The organism is Agaribacterium haliotis (assembly GCF_002312815.1).
Classification (GTDB): Bacteria; Pseudomonadota; Gammaproteobacteria; order Pseudomonadales; family Cellvibrionaceae; genus Agaribacterium; species Agaribacterium haliotis.
Map to the genome: position 1 here is coordinate 36,150 of NZ_NKQJ01000013.1, position 17,102 is coordinate 53,251.

The following is a 17,102-nucleotide window of genomic DNA, read 5'->3' on the forward strand; positions in this document are numbered from 1 at the left end:
CCGCAAGTCCAGATTAAGGTATAGCATAGGGCAGGTTTAACCAGCGGACTTTTTGCTGCCCTGCGCGCGCCTCGTTTAGGTAGATTTCGTCTTTTTGATAGGCTTCATCGTTGCACAGGCACAGCAGTTGAACTGGGCCGCTTCCGTCTTCTGTCTGCAGCGCCTGGCCGACTTTTTTGCCGTACTGATCACAAAGTTCGGCCGAGTTAAGGTCGATGCTGCTGGCAACTTCGATGCGCCGCATATGCTTTTTTAGCTGGCCGCGATAATGCAGGCGAGCGATCACTTCCTGGCCCGTGTAGCAGCCTTTTTTAAAGTCGACAGCGCCGATTAATTGATAATTTAGTTCCTGGGGTAAAAAAACTTCGCTCTGGCCTTTTTGTATTTCAGCGATGCCCTGCTGTATCAGTGTGGCTTGCCACAGTTTTGCGCCGAGCTTATTTTTCTGCAGCCCAAGTTTTTGGCTTTGCTCTGTGCTGAGCCACAGCTCGTGCACCGTTGAGCTTATTTGGTGAACGTGAGCGATATCGGCGCCTTGTGTGATACTGCCGTGAAGGGCGGGGCGGTTGGGCCCAGGCTCGTCGGTAAATACCGCAACCGCTTGCAGCTCATCACATATCGTCAATTCGACTTTTGAAAAAATCATATATTTTTTAAAGGCGAGCACAGCTAGGTCACAGATGTCGCGATGTAGGCGCAGGATGATGTCGTCGCCGACTTGCGCGGCGTAAAAGCTGCTGATCACCCGGCCTTTGGCGTTACAGTGGCAGCCAAAGCTGCCTTGAGTGCCGATCTTATTGATGTCGATGCTGCACTGGCCCTGTAAAAAACTGCGTGCATCGGGGCCGGAAAAGCGCAGCAGGGCATAGTGTTCAAGTGGGCTGTAGCTGCTCTGGTCACTACTGGATTCGGTCAAAGACATTGTTGCGTCACAGGTTGAGATCGGGCGCCTAGCTTACAAAGCCCGGACTCGGCTGCCAAGCCGCGTTTGCGTCGCTGCTTGTGCAGGCTATAATCGGCGCCCTTTGTCGGGAGTGCACACTATGGATCTTCACCGTTTACGCTGGGCTGCGCGCCGCGGCATGCTAGAGCTGGACTTGGTCTTGCTGCCTTTTGTTGAGAATGTCTACACTGAATTAGACACGCAAGATCAGCAGCGTTTTCACGACTTGCTTGAGTGTGAGGACACCGAGCTTTTTGCTTGGTTCTTGGGCAAGGAAGAGCCAGAGGATGATGAGCTCAAGCGTATTGTTAAAGTTATTTTGCAAAACACCGGAATTCGCGGCGAGCAACTCTGAGCGTTTTGAGTTACCGTTGCGTAGCTCAAACTGGGCTCCCGTGTTAGTGGCTTTACTGGGGGCTTTGAGTTTTTTTTGCTGTGTGCGCCTGTTTGGCCCTTCTTTTTTTTGTTAATTATTATTTTTGCTCTGCTTGCGCTTAGCCGTTTTTATTTTCGGCGTTTTAGCCAGGCTGCCCGTATTCGTGTTTTGGTTTTTGACGGTCGCCACTACTATGTCTATGGCGATGCACAAAGCGCTGCGCAAAGCCCCTGGCGTTTAGCGTGTGAGCCGTTTATCTGCGCGGCTTTTGTTTGCATTAAACTTGAAAGTAAAAGGGCGAGTGTTAACTCACTTAGTCTATTTTTAACGCAAAACTCAATGAGCCAGTCCGATTACTGCCGCCTGCGCCGCCACTTTCGTTCGTTAAAGCGCGTATAGATACAGCACCGGCGTTTTTGCTGTTGTTAGCGGCGGCCTTTATCGATAGCGACAATAACTTGTTGGCCGGCAAAGTTTGGCGGCACGATAACGGTGTCTTTCGCGACTGCCGTGGCCTCAGGATAGTCGAGGCTGTAGTGCAGTCCGCGGCTTTCCTGACGCAGGCTCGCTGAGCGAATAATCAGCTCTGCAACCATCGCCAGGTTGCGCAGTTCGATCAAGTCGTTGCTGACTTTGTAGTGGCTGTAGTATTCCTCAATCTCTTTTTGCAGCAATTTTATCCGGTGGGTTGCGCGCTCCAGGCGTTTGTGAGTGCGCACTATGCCGACATAATCCCACATAAAGCGGCGCAGCTCGTCCCAGTTGTGAGAAATAACCACGTCTTCATCGGAATCGGTAACGCGGCTTGCATCCCAGGCTGGAGCCGTTTGGGGCTCGGGCAGGGTGTCGATGCGCGCAGCAATATCGCGAGCGGCGGAATGCGCATAGACAATGCACTCGAGCAGGCTGTTACTGGCCATGCGGTTGGCACCGTGCAGGCCGGTAAATGAGCACTCGCCAATAGCGTACAGGCAATTGAGGTCGGTAGCGCCGCGGTGGTCAACCATAATTCCGCCACAGGTGTAGTGGGCGGCGGGCACAACGGGAATGCCTTCGCTGGCTATATCTATGCCAAATTGGGCGCAGCGGCTCATTGCGGTTGGAAAGTGCTGCTCAAGAAAAGCCCGGGGCTTGTGGCTGATATCGAGGTAGACACAGTCACTGCCGAGGCGCTTCATTTCGTGGTCGATAGCGCGGGCGACAACGTCGCGCGGGGCAAGCTCGGCGCGCTCGTGAAAACGGTGCATAAAGCGGCTGCCGTCGGGTAGGCGCAGCTTGGCACCTTCGCCGCGCAGAGCTTCAGTGACCAAATAGGATTTGGCATTTGGGTGGTAGAGGCAGGTTGGGTGGAACTGGTTAAATTCCATATTGGCGACTCGACAGCCCGCGCGCCAAGCCATGGCGATACCGTCGCCGCTGGCGCCATCTGGGTTTGAGGTATAGAGGTAAACCTTGCTGGCGCCACCGGTTGCCAGCACAACTATTTTGGCGCTGAATAACTCGACTTCGTCGCGTTCTCGGTTAAAGACGTAGGCACCGGTGCAGCGGTAATTGTGTTCGATCGGATCGGCTTCGCGACAGAGGTTGACCGCCAGGTGATTGGTAAATACCTCGATATTTGTCGACGCATGGGCGGCATCTGCAAGGCTTGTGTGCACGGCTTTGCCGGTGGCGTCGGCACTGTGAATAATGCGTCTGTGACTGTGGCCGCCCTCGCGTGTTAGATGGTAGCCCTGTTGTTCCCGGGTAAAATCGACGCCGAGGTCGATTAGCCAGTCGATCGCCGCTTTACTGTTCTTTACGGTAAATTCGACGGCGTCGCGGTGGCAAAGACCGCCGCCTGCAGCGAGGGTATCTTCGACGTGAGCCTCGATGCTGTCTGCGTCGTCGAGCACGGCGGCGATACCGCCCTGTGCGTACCAGGTCGAGCCCTCTTTGAGCTCACCTTTGCTCAACACCGCGATTTGCAGGTGTTTGGGAAGGCTAAGCGCCAGGCTGAGCCCGGCCGCGCCGCTGCCGATAACAAGAACGTCAAACTTCAATGGATATTCCAGCTTTTTAGAGAAAGCGCGAATTATAGCGATTTACAAAAAACTTCGCTTGGCTGGCACTTGCGGGAACCTTTGCTGTTTTGTTGAATCTCAATTTAACACTCTAAAAACAATGGCCGCTGGCCTTAGCTTGCTCGTTTTATTCCTTTCCGAGGCGACAGCTGGCACAATGCGGCCTTTTACTCGGGGCATGGAAACGACATGACAGCGCAAGCTGCACAAGCGTCCGACAAAGATTTAGTCGCAAAAGTACAAAAAGGCGACAAGCGCGCGTTTGATTTATTGGTAATAAAGTATCAGCACAAGGTCTTGAGCATTGTGGGGCGCTATGTGTCCGATAGCGCCGAAGCTCACGATGTTGCTCAGGAAGCTTTTATTAAAGCCTACCGCGCCATTGGCAACTTTCGCGGGGAATCTGCTTTTTATACCTGGATTTACCGCATTGCTGTTAACACCGCCAAAAACTACTTGATCAGCCGCGGTCGCCGACCGCCCTCAAGCGACGTCGATGCCGGCGAAGCTGAAGCTTATTCCGGTGGCGATATTTTGCACGACAACGCTTCGCCCGAGCAGCAGCTGGCGCGCGATCAGCTCGAAAGCGCGGTGTTTTCGGCAATTAAGGCCCTGCCCGAGGAGCTGCGCGCAGCGGTGAGTTTGCGCGAACTCGATGGCCTCAGTTATGAGGAAATCGCCGATGTTATGGATTGCCCCGTCGGTACGGTGCGTTCACGTATATTCCGCGCGCGAGAGGCGATAGAAAAAAATATTGCCGATTTAGTGAATTAATTGTGAATCCTGGGAACTTAGTCACGGCGGCTGGGTCAGAGCAGGTGAGACGGCCTAGAATTGATTTCAGGCGCCAACTATTTGACCGCTGGAGCGCGGTGTAATGCAATATAGAGCAAGAAATAAGCAGGTAAGTGTATGAAAGGTCCACATGAAGCCGTAAAGGAATCGCTATCGGCATTGCTCGATGATGAGCACAGCGAGTTAGATTTACGCCGGGTTCTCAAGGCCGCTCAGCAAGACGACGAAGTCGCCGCGACGTGGCAGCGCTACACCTCTATTCGGCAGGCTATGCAAAAGCAGGAGCTCTACGCCGATGTTTCTCTGCTCGACGGTGTTAGAGAAGCGCTTGAACACGAACAGGCTCCAGTGTTGGAGCAGCAGGGGCCGGCATGGCAGCGCTGGACAGGCAAGGCCGCCGTTGCCGCCAGTGTGACCTTTGCATTCTTATTTGGCGCAAGTTATTGGCAGGGCAGTGAAGAGGCCGGCACAGCGGCGGTTGCCGCAAATCAGAGCCCAGCGGCCAATTCAACCGCAGTAGTGCCTACCGGTTTTGAACTGCCCGCTCTGCACGCTCGCACCGTCAGCGCCGATGCCTACGGTTCTGAAGTGCCGGCAAACTACGTGCAGATGCAAAGCCGCGCTGCTTTAAACCAAGAACTGCTGCAAAATCCAGAACTCAGAGCTCAGTTGCAGCGTTTAATGCTTAAGCAGGCTCAACTCGAAGCCGCCCGCCAGGAGGCCCAGCGCTAATCGCTGCTATTTATGTTAACTGAGCAGGGCCGGGTGCTGTCCGTAGAAAAGGGTGCACTCTGGGTTGAAACGAAGCAGCAAAGTAGCTGTGCTCAGTGCGCGGCGCGCAATGGCTGTGGCCAAAAGCTGCTCGGCGAGGCATTGATGCCGGGCATGACCAGTGTCAAGGCCTACCTAGACAGCAATAACACACGAATTTTTCGCGTCGGTGAACAGGTTCAGATCGGCATTGACGAGCGAGCCTTATTAGTGGCGACGCTATTGGCGTATTTTGTCCCCCTGGTTTTGATGCTGCTTGCCGCCGGTCTCAGTCACATGGCGTTTGGCTCGGATGGGCTCAGCGCTTTGGCCGCGTTATTTGGCCTCGCCATCGGTGCCTGGTTTGTGCGCTTGCACGCCAGGCGCCAACAGCACAGCGCGCTGTTTCACCCGCAGGTGCTTTAGTCGGCAAGCTATCGAGCCTGTCGATAGCTTGAACTGCGCTTTTGATGTAGACTCCGCCCGGATTTCAGGCCGCCTTGCGCTGCCTGCCTGCTCGCTCAACCTAAGTAAAGATGTCGCTGTGTCAGACCTAAGTCATATACGTAATTTTTCCATTATTGCCCATATCGATCACGGCAAGTCGACCTTGGCGGATCGTTTTATTCAGCACTGCGGTGGTTTAAGTGACAGAGAGATGGAAGCGCAGGTGCTCGATTCGATGGATCTTGAGCGCGAGCGCGGCATTACTATTAAAGCGCAAAGCGTGACGCTGAATTACAAGGCGCGCGACGGTAAGACCTATCAGCTCAATTTTATCGATACCCCGGGGCACGTTGATTTTAGTTACGAAGTCAGCCGCTCCCTTGCCGCCTGTGAAGGGGCGCTGCTTGTGGTCGACGCCGCTCAGGGTGTTGAAGCTCAGAGTGTGGCCAACTGTTACACCGCTATTGAACAAAACCTTGAAGTCATTCCGGTACTGAACAAAATTGACTTGCCGCAGGCCGAACCCGAGCGGGTCAGCGCCGAGATCGAAGAGATTATTGGCATCGATGCGATGGATGCGGTGACCTGTAGCGCAAAAACAGGCATGGGCATTGAAGATGTGCTCGAGCGCCTGATTGCCGAAATTCCAGCGCCCAAAGGCGAGTACGAAGCGCCGCTGCAAGCGCTGATCATCGATTCGTGGTTCGATAACTACCTCGGGGTGGTGTCGTTGGTTCGCGTGACCCAGGGCGAGCTCAAAAAAGGCGAAAAGATCATATCCAAGTCGATAGGCAAGGCGCATGTCGTCGACATTGTCGGCGTATTTACGCCTAAGCGCGAAGACACAGGCGTGCTTCGCGCTGGTGAAGTGGGTTTTGTGGTCGCCGGCATTAAAGATATTCACGGCGCACCGGTCGGCGATACCATTGTGCACGCCAACAGTTCCGATGAAGTAGATGCTCTGCCGGGCTTTCAAAAGGTCAAACCTCAGGTCTATGCCGGTTTGTTCCCGGTTAGCTCCGATGACTACGAAAACTTCCGCGACGCGCTGCAAAAACTCACGCTGAACGACGCCTCACTGTTTTACGAGCCGGAAAGCTCGGACGCTCTGGGTTTTGGTTTCCGCTGCGGTTTTCTCGGCATGCTGCACATGGAGATTATCCAGGAGCGGCTCGAGCGCGAATACGATCTCGATTTGATCACCACGGCGCCGACAGTGGTGTACGAGGTGGCCTGCAATGACGGCTCCGTTGTCTATGTCGACAACCCGTCAAAACTACCCGAGCTCGGTTCGATTGACGAGATGCGCGAGCCCATTGCCGACGTCAACATTCTTGTGCCCCAGGATTATCTCGGTTCGGTCATTACGCTTTGCGTAGAGCGCCGCGGTGTGCAAAAAGATATGCAGTATATCGGTGGCCAGGTGTCCGTCAGTTATGCGCTGCCGATGAACGAGGTGGTGATGGACTTTTTCGATAAGCTGAAGTCCGTAAGCCGGGGTTTTGCCTCGCTCGATTACAGCTTTGCACGCTTTGAAGCCGCTAAGCTTGTGCGCCTGGACATCCTTATTAATTCCGAGCGCGTTGATGCGCTGGCGGTGATTGTTCACAAAGACAACGCCCAATACAAAGGCCGAGCTCTGGTTGAAAAAATGAAAGAGCTGATCCCCAGGCAGATGTTTGATGTCGCAATTCAGGCGGCCATCGGCGGGCAAATTGTGGCGCGCTCTACTGTTAAAGCGCTGCGCAAAAACGTTACGGCTAAATGTTACGGCGGCGATGTAACACGCAAGAAGAAGCTGCTCGAAAAGCAAAAAGCCGGTAAAAAACGCATGAAGCAGGTTGGCAAGGTGGAGATTCCCCAGGACGCCTTCCTTGCGGTGCTCAAGACTGACTAAGCATATCGCTGGATAATTCCCGATCAACTGAGATTAGCGCTCTATGGATTTGAACCTGCCTTTGATTTTGTTTTTGGCTACTGCTTTTACCGGTGTGGTGTGGCTGATTGATTTAGCTTTCTTTCGAGCCGATAGGCTCAAGGCCGTCAGTGGTGTCGAGCAGCAATTTGCGTCGGTCAGCGCCGAGGAAAAAAAAGAGCACGTCGCCTATCAAAGCGCGATCGAAGCTGCGGCGAAAGAGCCCACGTTAATTGAGTACAGCAAGTCGTTTTTCCCCGTATTGGCGCTGGTTTTTGTCGTGCGTTCATTTTTATTTGAGCCTTTTCAAATTCCGTCAGAGTCGATGCTGCCGGCACTTGAAGTCGGTGATTTTATTGTTGTAAACAAATACAGCTACGGCATTCGCCTGCCGATAGTACGCACCAAGGTTATTGATATCACTGAGCCCAAGCGCGGTGATGTCATGGTGTTTTTTCCTCCCGGCGACAAGCGCTACTTTATTAAACGCGTTATCGGTTTGCCCGGTGATAAAATTCGCTACAGCAACAATACGCTTTGGCTCAACGGCGAGCCGGTACCCAATGAGCTGCTGCGCGAGGAATACAGCAAGCCCGGTGAATGGTGTTTTAATGTCCGCGGTATCAATCAGGTATATCGTGAGCAGCTCGGCGATAAAAGCTTCGAGGCCCGAAAGTGTTCGGTTCCCGGTAGCTTGAGTCGCGAGGGCAGCTGGGTGGTTCCCGAGGGGCACTATTTCATGATGGGCGACAACCGCGATAACAGTCGCGATAGCCGCGAATGGTTGTTTGTACCCGAGCAAAATATCGTCGGCAAGGCCGTGGCTAAATGGATGCATTGGGATAGCTTTTTCAGTGTGCCAAGCTTTAGTCGCGCAGGTAGCCTGTAGTTTGCGCGATTGCGCCGGCAAAACCCGGTTTGCCACAGTGCCAAGTGTTTCAAGCTTCACTGCAGTCGCTTCGGGCTATACTAGGGGCCAAGATATTGATCAATTAGGGAGTTTCCCATGCTCACTCGTCAACGAGGAATGAGTACCTCAGGCTTAATTTTAACCATCGGTGTTGTTGGTTTCTTTCTCACATTGCTGTTTAAAATGGGGCCGAGTTACCTCGACAATATGGGGGTGAGATCGGCAATGAAGTCGATGCTGAATAACAACCCCAATATCGCCGATATGAGCAAGGACAAAATTTACAGTCAACTGAGCTCGTATTTCACCATTAATGGCGTCAGGGATGTAAACCCAAAGGATATGGTCATTGTTCGTCGCAAAGACAGAACACTTATTAATCACGAATACGAAGTACGCGTGCCAGTTTTTTACAATGTCGATGTAGTGATGAGTTTTAAAAATCAAATAGACTCGTCCAATGCTGATGCATGCTGTACTTATCTAATAGACGATGAAGGCAAATCAGTTAAAAAACAGTGATATCTACCTGCTCGAGCAGCGCCTGGGCTACCAGTTTGCAGATAAGCAGCAGCTGGAGCTGGCGCTCTCTCACCGCAGTGTCGGCCCTCGCAACAACGAGCGGCTTGAATTTCTCGGTGACTCCCTGCTCAATTTCATTATTGCCGAAGCTTTGTTTGAACGTTTCTCTGGCGCCAAAGAGGGGCAGCTCAGCCGCCTTCGTGCGCACCTGGTAAAAGGCGAGACGCTCGCCGAAATAGCCAGAGAAAAACAGCTTGGTGACGTCATTATACTCGGTGGCGGCGAACTTAAGAGCGGCGGTTTTCGCCGCGACTCCATTCTTGCCGACAGCGTGGAAGCGCTTATTGGTGCGATTTATCAAGAGGCGGGCTTAGAGCGCTGTCGCGAACGTGTTTTGGCCTGGTATCAACAGCGCCTCGATACACTCGATATTGATCACGCCGGCAAAGATGCAAAGACACGCTTACAGGAGCTTATGCAAGAGCGGGCCCTGGCTTTACCGGTTTACACTGTGCTTGGTGAGAGCGGTGAAAATCACGCGCGACTTTATGAGGTTCAATGTAAAATAGCCTCCGTGGCCGAGGGCTTTTGTGCGCGTGCGAGCAGCAAGCGCCAGGCTGAGAAAAAAGCCGCCGCGCTGGCGCTAAAGCATCTTGAGGAGCAAAATCTTGGAAACTGATATTCGCGCAGGTTATGTGTCTATTGTCGGCCGCCCGAACGTCGGCAAGTCGACCCTGCTAAATCAGTTGCTCGAGCAGAAGATCAGCATTACCTCAAAAAAGCGTCAGACAACTCGCCACAATATTATTGGCATTCGCACAGAGGCAAAATCCCAGCTCGTTTTTGTCGATACACCGGGCATACACCAAGGCCAGGATAGTGCGATTAATCGCTATATGAATCGCACGGCGTCGACTGCTCTGGCCGATGTTGACGCCATTGTTTTTGTGCTCGATAAGGATCAGTTTACCGCCGAAGACGAAGCTGTGGCGAAGCAGCTCAGCGGTAGTTCCATCCCTGTTGTGGTTGCGATCAATAAAATTGATCAGCTCGACAACAAGCGTGAATTACTGCCCCATATCAGCAAGCTCAACGCCTTACTGCCGAAAGCGGAAATCGTGCCGCTGTCGGCGCTGCGCCGGGAAAACTTAGAGCTTCTGCTAACGCTGTTAGAAGAGCTGATGCCGAGCTCGCCGTCATATATCTACCCTGAAGATCAGGTCACTGACCGCAGTTTGCGTTTTCTCTGTGCCGAAATTGTCAGGGAAAAAGTGGTGCGCCTTACCGGCGCCGAACTGCCTTATCAGAGCGCGGTTGAGATTGAGCAGTTTAAGGAAAAAGACGGCCTGGTTACCATCAGTGCTCTGGTGCTGGTTGAGCGCGAAGGTCAGAAACGCATAGTTATTGGCGATGGCGGTGCGCGTATCAAACAGATAGGTATTGATGCGCGGCGAGACATCGAGGCGTTGATCGGCTCTCAGGTGATGTTGAATATTTGGGTCAAAGTTAAAAGCGGTTGGTCCGATGACGACAGAGCCTTAAGAAGCCTCGGCTTTGACGACTGACAATGGGCTTTTCTGACGCGCAGCAGGCCTATGTTCTCCATTTGCGCAACTACACCGATAGCAAAAAACTTGTCAGCCTATTTTCTTACGAGACTGGTGTTCTCAATTGTGTTGCACGGCCGAGCAAGCGCTGGCCAGCTCTGCAGGCCTTCCAGCCTATGCTGGTTCATGTATCGGGTAAATCCGGCCTCAAAAACTTGCGCTCTGTTGAGAGCGGCCCCACTGCTGCGCCTTTATCCGGGCAGAGTCTTTACTGCGCTTTTTATTTAAACGAGTTGTTGCTGCGTGCGCTCGCCCAAGAGCAGGCTCAGCCTTTGCTCTATCGAGCTTATGAAGAGAGCCTGCAGAAACTTAGCGAGGTTCAGTTACAACCGCAACTACAACAAATATTGTTGCGCCGTTTTGAATTTTGTCTGCTTGCCGAGCTTGGTTTTGCGCTCGATTTTGAACGCTCTGCAGATGGCAGCATAATCGCTGATAGCCGCGCGCGTTTTCGCTTTGAGCCGGGGCGGGGTTTTTGCCCGGAATACAATTCGGCGCCGCGCAAAGATATTCGCTATTTTAGCGCCGAGCAGCTTGGTGCGATTGCTGAGCAGCGCTGGAGTAGCGAGAGCTTGCGAGCGGCTAAGGCTCTGGTGCGCCTGGCGCTGCCTCAGTTAATTGGCCACGAGCCGCTCAAGGCCAGGGAGCTGTTTCGCTGAGATTAATCGGCCGGTGAAAACAGCGCGCTTAAATCGTGTTCGCTGCTCCACTGCAGCAGCTCGTCTATATGTTTAAACAACTTGTCCATGTCGGCCTGTTCGTAGCTGCGTTTAATGTTTAGTTGCTCGTCGAGTTTTTTAGTAAGTGGTTGTAATTGGGGTACACCGCAGTAGCAGCAAGCTCCGTGAAGTCGGTGTACGAGCTCGTAGAGTTTGTCGATGTCGTTATTTTCACAGGCCTTGAGCATGACCGGAGCTTCTTTTTCGAGGCTTTCAATCAGCATTTTTAACATGTCGTGGGCCAAGCTTTTATCGTTCTTGGCAAGTTTTAAGCTCGCGCTTATATTGACTGGGCTGAGCACTAATTCAGCGTTGTCTGCATCTTGGTTTTCGCTGCTGCTGTTATTAAGAGCATTTAATGTTTGCGGCGCAGGGCGTTGAAGTGGGGCGGCACTTTTGCTTTTAGCACTGACGACCCAGCGATCGATAATACGCCCCAGTGCTTTGCTGTTTAGTGGTTTGCTGAGAAAATCATCCATGCCTGCAAGCAGTAATTTACTGCGCTCTTCTTTGATGTCTCTTGCGGTCAGAGCAACAATTGGAGTGCGACGTTCGCCCGCTTCGTGGCGGCGTATGCGCAAAGTTGTCTCAAAGCCATCAAAGTCGGGTAGTTGTATATCCATAAAAACGAGATCGTACTGCTGTTTTTGGCAGCGCTCTATCGCTTCGCTGCCACTGCGCGCGAGGTCAACGGTGGCGTTAAAATCCTGTAACATGGCGCGCGCGATTTTTGCATTTGCTGCATTGTCTTCGACCAATAACAACTGCATTGATGTTGATGCGCTGCTGGCGTTGGCGCTTAGGCCTTTGTTTAACCGCACCACGCCGAGTTGATCTAACAAGCCCCGGCGCAGGCGCGCGCTTTGTAAAGGGTGTTGGGCAATAAAACTATCGTGATTGCTTAATATTTTTTGTACAGCTTCGTACTGGCCCATCGGCGCAATCACGACGGTTGGAATTTGCAATTCGTCATGCAGGCTTTTCACGGTTTGCTGCAACAGGATTTTATCGAGTGTTTGCCGGGAGGTCTGCGCTTCAATGACGGCTAATGGCAGGTAGCGCGCGTGTTTAATGGCTTCGTCGCGCAAGCGTTTGGCTTGAGTTAAAATATCCGAAAAGCTGCGAGCTCGCCACTGGTTGATATTGAGCTCGCCCAAGCGCGAGGCAATTTCCCGGTAGGCGCGGTCATTTGACGAAAATACCAAGGCGTGTACCTGAAAGTTGGCGTCGATGTACTTGCTGGGTACATGGTCGGCCTGCTCGACGCCAAGTTTGAGTTCGACGCTAAAGCCACTGAGCTCATCTTGTTCAAGTAGATCGATTTTTCCCTGCATATGTTCAGCGATGCCCTTGGCGATCGACAGGCCGATGCGCGCGCCGGAATAAACCTGGGTTTCTATTTCATCCCTGTGCCAGCTCTCAAGTTCCTGCGGAAGTTCGCCGTCGCAGCGAATATTTACTCTCAACTCAACGCTGCTGTCATCACTGCTGAGCTGTTCTGCATAAATCTCCACAAAACTGCAGCGTTCAAACTTGAGGGTATTGCTAATTAAATTCGCGACAACTTGCTGTATGCGTATCGGGTCGCTGTGCAGTGTCTGCGGAATCTCATCATCAAATAGGCTGTAGAGTTTAATGCCGCGCTCACCGGCAAAATGAGCTTGCAGGCGCAAGGTTTCTTCAATGCACTGGCGCAGATCCATCGCTTTATTTTCTACTTGCAACTTGCCGCTTTCTAAACGCGAGAAGTCGTGAATATCGCTGACGATGGTCAGCATGCCTTTGGTGCTCTCTTCAATGGTGTTGATATAGTCGCGTTGGTCGCTTGAGAGAGCGGTTTTTTGCAGCAATTCAGAAAAACCCAGAATACCGCTAAGTGGGGTGCGTAAATCCTGGCTGGTTTTTTTCAAAAACTCTGATTTCAGACGATTCATCTCCACCGCATTTTTGCGCGCCAGGTCGAGATCAATATTTTGTATTTCGACCGTTTCGAGCGATTCGCGCAGCTCCATGCTCGCGTTTTCAATGTTCTGGCGCAGTTCCATTTCGTTTTCAACCTGAATGGCAATATTGGCGTTCAGGCGCTGGAGCAGGCCGGCAAAGATACCGGGGCGATTTAAATTGAGTGGGCTGATTTCTCGAGTGCGATTATTTTTATCTAGACTTTCGAGTAAATCTTGCAGCGGTTCAAAGATGTCCTGCAGTAATTTGCGGTGATAGAGCATGGCAAATACGGTAATACCGAGCGCGATTAAACACAGTAAAAAAAGGTACTGAAGGTTGAGCAGTGACAGCCCGGTTTTGTCTATGGTCGTGATCAGCCAAGTCGGTTTGCCGTCAGCGTTGTGCCAGGCTTGGCTTAGGTGCAACTGCTGTTGATGCTGCCAGCTTGTCTCACTTATAAAGCGCAGGCCAATGTCGTTTTTGTCCACCGGCAAACCGCGTTCAAACAGCTTGTCTCCGCGCTCATTGACCAGGGTCAGGGCGATAAAATCGTCGATGGCGAGCAGAGAGTGGGCGCGCTGTTCGAGATCTTGAGCAATATCACTCGCGCTCGGCGCACTTGTTTGTGGCTCGCGATCAAGCAGAATTTCATTGAGCTGAATGCTGCGCGCGAGCATGTCTTCGAGGCGCTGTTGGTGAAGCAGGAAAAAAACGCTGGCAATGGCAAATACGGCGATGATAATCATGCCCACGGCAGTGGAACTGAGTTGCCACAAAGTGCTATCGCTGCGGGCTTCTTTGGCTGTGGCCATGCTGGTCTCCGACCCAGATAAAAGCGCCTAATGTAACCTGCTTCGGCACGCTACGGCCAGTTTTTGCAGCGCAGGTCCGTCTGTTAGAATGGGCGGCTAATTCTTTGAGGATGGATCTGTGCCCAAACGCTATACAACGATTGAGGATTGTGTCGGCAATACGCCACTGGTGCGTTTGCAGCGCTTGCCCGGCACCGAGCGCAACGATGTACTGTTAAAACTTGAGGGTAACAACCCCGCAGGCTCAGTGAAAGACCGGCCGGCGATGTCGATGATTAGCCGCGCTGAAGCGCGAGGCGATATCAAACCGGGCGATAGTTTGATCGAAGCGACCAGCGGTAATACCGGTATTGCACTGGCAATGGCTGCGGCCGTGAAGGGCTATAAAATGACCTTGATTATGCCCGATAACGCCACCGATGAGCGCAAGGCATCTATGAAAGCCTACGGGGCGGAATTAATTTTGGTCAGTAAAGAAGCGGGCATGGAAGGTGCTCGCGATCTCGCTCAAAGCATGCAGGCCGAAGGTAAGGGGCGGGTACTGGATCAGTTTGGTAACAGCGATAACCCGCTGGCTCACTACAGTGGCACCGGCCCGGAGCTGTGGCAGCAAACCGGTGGGGACATCACCCACTTTGTCAGCTCCATGGGCACAACCGGAACCATCGTTGGCACTTCACGTTATTTGAAAGAGCAGAACCCGAATATTCAGATTATCGGTTTGCAGCCGGACGAGGGCGCCTCGATCCCTGGCATTCGTCGCTGGCCTGAGGCTTACCTGCCCGCTATATACAGTGACGCCAATATTGACGAGCTTCGCCTTGTCAGTCAGTCGATGGCTGAGCACTGCATGCGCGAGCTGGCCAGTCGCGAGGGTATTTTTTGCGGCGTTAGTTCCGGAGGGGCAGTCGCGGTAGCACTTGAGCTCGCTCAAAAACTCGAAAACGCGGTGATTGTCGCTATTGTCTGCGACCGTGGCGATCGCTATTTGTCCGCCGGATTTTTTGATTGAATTGGCCTATGCTAGGTCGCTGATAGCAAAACAAGAGAGCCCATGGTCAAAGTTAGAGAAAACAGCCCTGAAGATGCTGCGGATATTGATATTCACAGCTGGGTGCAACAACTACGTGTGCTGCCAAACGACGAGCTACTCGATGTCGATGAGCCACAGCTTGTTAAGGCCTGTGAATTTGCCCGCGCCTGCGAGCAGAGTCAAGGAGACCCCGAAACCAGCTGGGGCGAGGGCAATACCTCGTTTCTCGCCGGCTTGCACATGGCTGAACTGTTGGCCGACATGCATCTCGATGGCGAGGCGATTATCGCCGCTGTGCTCTACCGAAGTGTGCGCGAGGCCAAAGCCACTGAGCAGCAGGTACTCGAGCTATTCGGTGAGGATGTTATCAGTCTGATCAATGGCGTTCGGCGCATGGCGGCGATTACCGCGCGTTCGAGCCAGAGCCAGGAGCAGGTCTTTGGGCGCGACAGCGATGAGCAGGCGGAAAAGCTGCGCAAGTTGCTGGTGGCCATTGTCGACGACGTGCGCATTGCGCTGATTAAGTTGGTCGAGCGCACCTGTGCGATACGCGCGGTAAAAAATGCCGACGCCGAGCGCCGCAAAAAAGTTGCGCGGGAAGTCTCCGATATTTACGCACCGCTGGCCCACCGCTTGGGTATCGGCCAGATTAAGTGGGAACTTGAAGACCTGAGCTTTCGCTATCTGCAGCCTTTTGACTACAAATATATTGCCAAGCTGCTCGATGAAAAGCGCCTGGACCGCGAGAGTTATATCGCGCGTGTAATTGAGTTGATACGCAGCAAGTTAGGCGAAGAGGGCATCGCAGCGGATGTCAGTGGTCGACCAAAACACATCTACAGTATTTGGCGCAAGATGAAGCGCAAGAATGTCAGCTTCGCCGAGATCTATGATATCCGCGCGGTTCGGGTTCTGGTGAATAGCGAGCGCGACTGCTACGGCGCACTTGGCATTGTGCACTCGCTGTGGCGGCATATTCCGCACGAGATGGACGACTATATCGCCAACGCCAAAGAGAACGGGTACCGCTCTTTGCACACTGCCGTGCACGGCCCGGAAAATAGGGTGCTGGAGATACAGATACGCACCCACGCCATGCACGATGAGGCCGAATACGGCGTCTGTTCGCACTGGCGCTACAAAAAAACTGATGTCAATGACGGCGAGGCCGGCTACGAGCAGAAAATTGCCTGGCTGCGCCAGGTGATAGAGTGGCAGGAAAGTGACATTGGTGTGGCCTGGGACGATCAGCTGCCCAAAGGCATAGAGCAGGACCGAATTTATGTCTTTACGCCCGACGGTCACGTGGTTGATTTACCGCCCGGGGCGACGCCGGTCGACTTTGCTTTTCGTATTCACACCGATGTTGGCCTGCGCTGTCGCGGGGCAAAAATAAATGGTCGCATTGTGCCGTTGAATCACACATTAAGCACGGCTGACCAGGTTGAGATCATGACGGCCAACCGCGCTTACCCCAGTCGTGACTGGCTCAACAGCAACTTGGGCTATATCACCACATCCAAAGCGCGCAACCGCCTGCAGCACTGGTTCAAACTGCAAGATAGGGATCAGAATATCGCCGACGGCCGCGCGTTACTCGATCACGAGTTCCGCCGCCTTGCTCTTGAAAACTTTGATTTTGACGCGCTAGCTAAGTCTTTAAATTTAAAGGGGCTCGACGATTTATATGCCGCAGTTGGCGTTGCTGATCTCGGTGTTGAGAAGGTCATCGACGCGGCAAACCGCATGCTCAACCGCGATAAAGATGTTGAGCCTGTCGTCAATATTGTCGGCAAGGTCAGTGACAGTCACAGCGGCGCCGACGTTTATATCGACGGTGTTGGCAACTTGCTTTCTTATATCGCTCAATGTTGTAAACCCGTGCCGGGCGAGCGAATTGCAGGTTATATCACCCTCGGCCGGGGGGTATCGATTCACCGCCAGGATTGCAGTAATTTGTTGCGCCATATCGAAGATGAGCCAGAGCGTGTGATCGCCGTTGACTGGGCTGAAGAGCCGAGTGAAAAATACTCGGCCGTGATTGAGGTAGAGGCCTTTGATCGCCACGGCTTGCTCAGAGACATCACCACCTTGTTGGACCGCGAGCGTATTAATGTCAGTGCAATGCAGACGTTTTCAAATAAGAAAAAGCACACCGTGGATATGATGTTGACGGTTGAGGTAACGGACTTACAGGATTTGTCGAGAATACTTGCGCGTATTAATCAGCTGCCAAATATCTGGTCTGTGCGGCGCAAGGACTGAT

The 17,102-nt window shown here is 52.8% G+C and carries 16 protein-coding genes; 13 read left to right on the top strand and 3 right to left on the bottom strand.

The annotated features are described in order from the left end of the window. Positions 1-13: 13 nt before the first annotated feature. Complete coding sequence (gene ygfZ, locus CFK45_RS14985) at positions 14-922, bottom strand: CAF17-like 4Fe-4S cluster assembly/insertion protein YgfZ (RefSeq protein WP_096087255.1); 909 nt, start codon at positions 920-922, stop codon at positions 14-16. A gap of 121 nt (positions 923-1,043) precedes the next feature. Between ygfZ and CFK45_RS14990 the strand changes: the two genes are divergently transcribed. Together CFK45_RS14990 and CFK45_RS14995 are read left to right on the top strand one after the other, a co-directional pair. Then, positions 1,044-1,298, top strand: a complete 255-nt coding sequence (locus CFK45_RS14990; protein WP_096087256.1) for an FAD assembly factor SdhE — start codon at positions 1,044-1,046, stop codon at positions 1,296-1,298. Between the two features lie 75 nt (positions 1,299-1,373). Next, complete coding sequence (locus tag CFK45_RS14995) at positions 1,374-1,718, top strand: protein YgfX (RefSeq protein ID WP_349677401.1); 345 nt, start codon at positions 1,374-1,376, stop codon at positions 1,716-1,718. Between the two features lie 26 nt (positions 1,719-1,744). Here the strand turns inward: CFK45_RS14995 and nadB are convergent, their stop codons facing one another. Further along, positions 1,745-3,361 carry an L-aspartate oxidase gene (gene nadB / locus CFK45_RS15000; protein ID WP_239923708.1) on the bottom strand — a complete coding sequence of 539 codons (1,617 nt, stop codon included), beginning with the start codon at positions 3,359-3,361 and terminating at the stop codon, positions 1,745-1,747. A 210-nt stretch (positions 3,362-3,571) separates the two neighbouring features. Between nadB and rpoE the strand changes: the two genes are divergently transcribed. From rpoE to recO, 9 genes are all read left to right on the top strand, one after another. Next, the gene (rpoE, locus tag CFK45_RS15005) at positions 3,572-4,156 is read left to right on the top strand and encodes an RNA polymerase sigma factor RpoE (protein ID WP_096087259.1); all 585 of its coding nucleotides are present in this window, start codon (positions 3,572-3,574) and stop codon (positions 4,154-4,156) included. Positions 4,157-4,294: 138 nt separating this feature from the next. Then, positions 4,295-4,909 (top strand): sigma-E factor negative regulatory protein, encoded by a 615-nt coding sequence (locus CFK45_RS15010; protein ID WP_096087260.1) that lies wholly within the window; start codon positions 4,295-4,297, stop codon positions 4,907-4,909. A 12-nt stretch (positions 4,910-4,921) separates the two neighbouring features. Continuing rightward, positions 4,922-5,353, top strand: coding sequence for a SoxR reducing system RseC family protein (locus tag CFK45_RS15015; protein WP_096087261.1), 432 nt, complete (start codon positions 4,922-4,924; stop codon positions 5,351-5,353). 118 nt (positions 5,354-5,471) lie between these two features. Continuing rightward, entirely contained in the window at positions 5,472-7,271 is a 1,800-nt protein-coding gene (gene lepA, locus CFK45_RS15020) for a translation elongation factor 4 (RefSeq protein ID WP_096087346.1), read from the top strand. Positions 7,272-7,314: 43 nt separating this feature from the next. Then, positions 7,315-8,178: a signal peptidase I gene (lepB, locus tag CFK45_RS15025; RefSeq protein ID WP_096087262.1), complete on the top strand. Its 864-nt coding sequence runs from the start codon at positions 7,315-7,317 to the stop codon at positions 8,176-8,178. A gap of 117 nt (positions 8,179-8,295) precedes the next feature. Beyond that, positions 8,296-8,721 carry a DUF4845 domain-containing protein gene (locus CFK45_RS15030; RefSeq protein ID WP_096087263.1) on the top strand — a complete coding sequence of 142 codons (426 nt, stop codon included), beginning with the start codon at positions 8,296-8,298 and terminating at the stop codon, positions 8,719-8,721. Beyond that, entirely contained in the window at positions 8,693-9,400 is a 708-nt protein-coding gene (gene rnc / locus CFK45_RS15035; protein WP_096087264.1) for a ribonuclease III, read from the top strand. The genes CFK45_RS15030 and rnc overlap by 29 nt, the downstream gene beginning before the upstream one ends. Next, positions 9,387-10,286, top strand: a complete 900-nt coding sequence (gene era / locus CFK45_RS15040) for a GTPase Era (protein ID WP_096087347.1) — start codon at positions 9,387-9,389, stop codon at positions 10,284-10,286. Before rnc ends, era begins: the two co-directional genes overlap by 14 nt. Before the next feature lie 2 nt (positions 10,287-10,288). Continuing rightward, positions 10,289-10,987: a DNA repair protein RecO gene (recO, locus tag CFK45_RS15045; protein ID WP_096087265.1), complete on the top strand. Its 699-nt coding sequence runs from the start codon at positions 10,289-10,291 to the stop codon at positions 10,985-10,987. Positions 10,988-10,989: 2 nt separating this feature from the next. On the opposite strand, the gene CFK45_RS15050 is transcribed toward recO, so the two are convergent. Next, positions 10,990-13,803 (bottom strand): response regulator, encoded by a 2,814-nt coding sequence (locus tag CFK45_RS15050; protein WP_096087266.1) that lies wholly within the window; start codon positions 13,801-13,803, stop codon positions 10,990-10,992. A gap of 118 nt (positions 13,804-13,921) precedes the next feature. Here CFK45_RS15050 and cysM point away from each other — a divergent pair, with 118 nt between their 5' ends. Both cysM and relA read left to right on the top strand, forming a co-directional pair. Further along, on the top strand, positions 13,922-14,815 hold the full coding sequence (cysM, locus tag CFK45_RS15055; protein WP_096087267.1) for a cysteine synthase CysM: 894 nt from the start codon (positions 13,922-13,924) through the stop codon (positions 14,813-14,815). Positions 14,816-14,857: 42 nt separating this feature from the next. Further along, positions 14,858-17,101 (top strand): GTP diphosphokinase, encoded by a 2,244-nt coding sequence (gene relA / locus CFK45_RS15060; RefSeq protein ID WP_096087268.1) that lies wholly within the window; start codon positions 14,858-14,860, stop codon positions 17,099-17,101. Position 17,102: the final 1 nt, after the last annotated feature.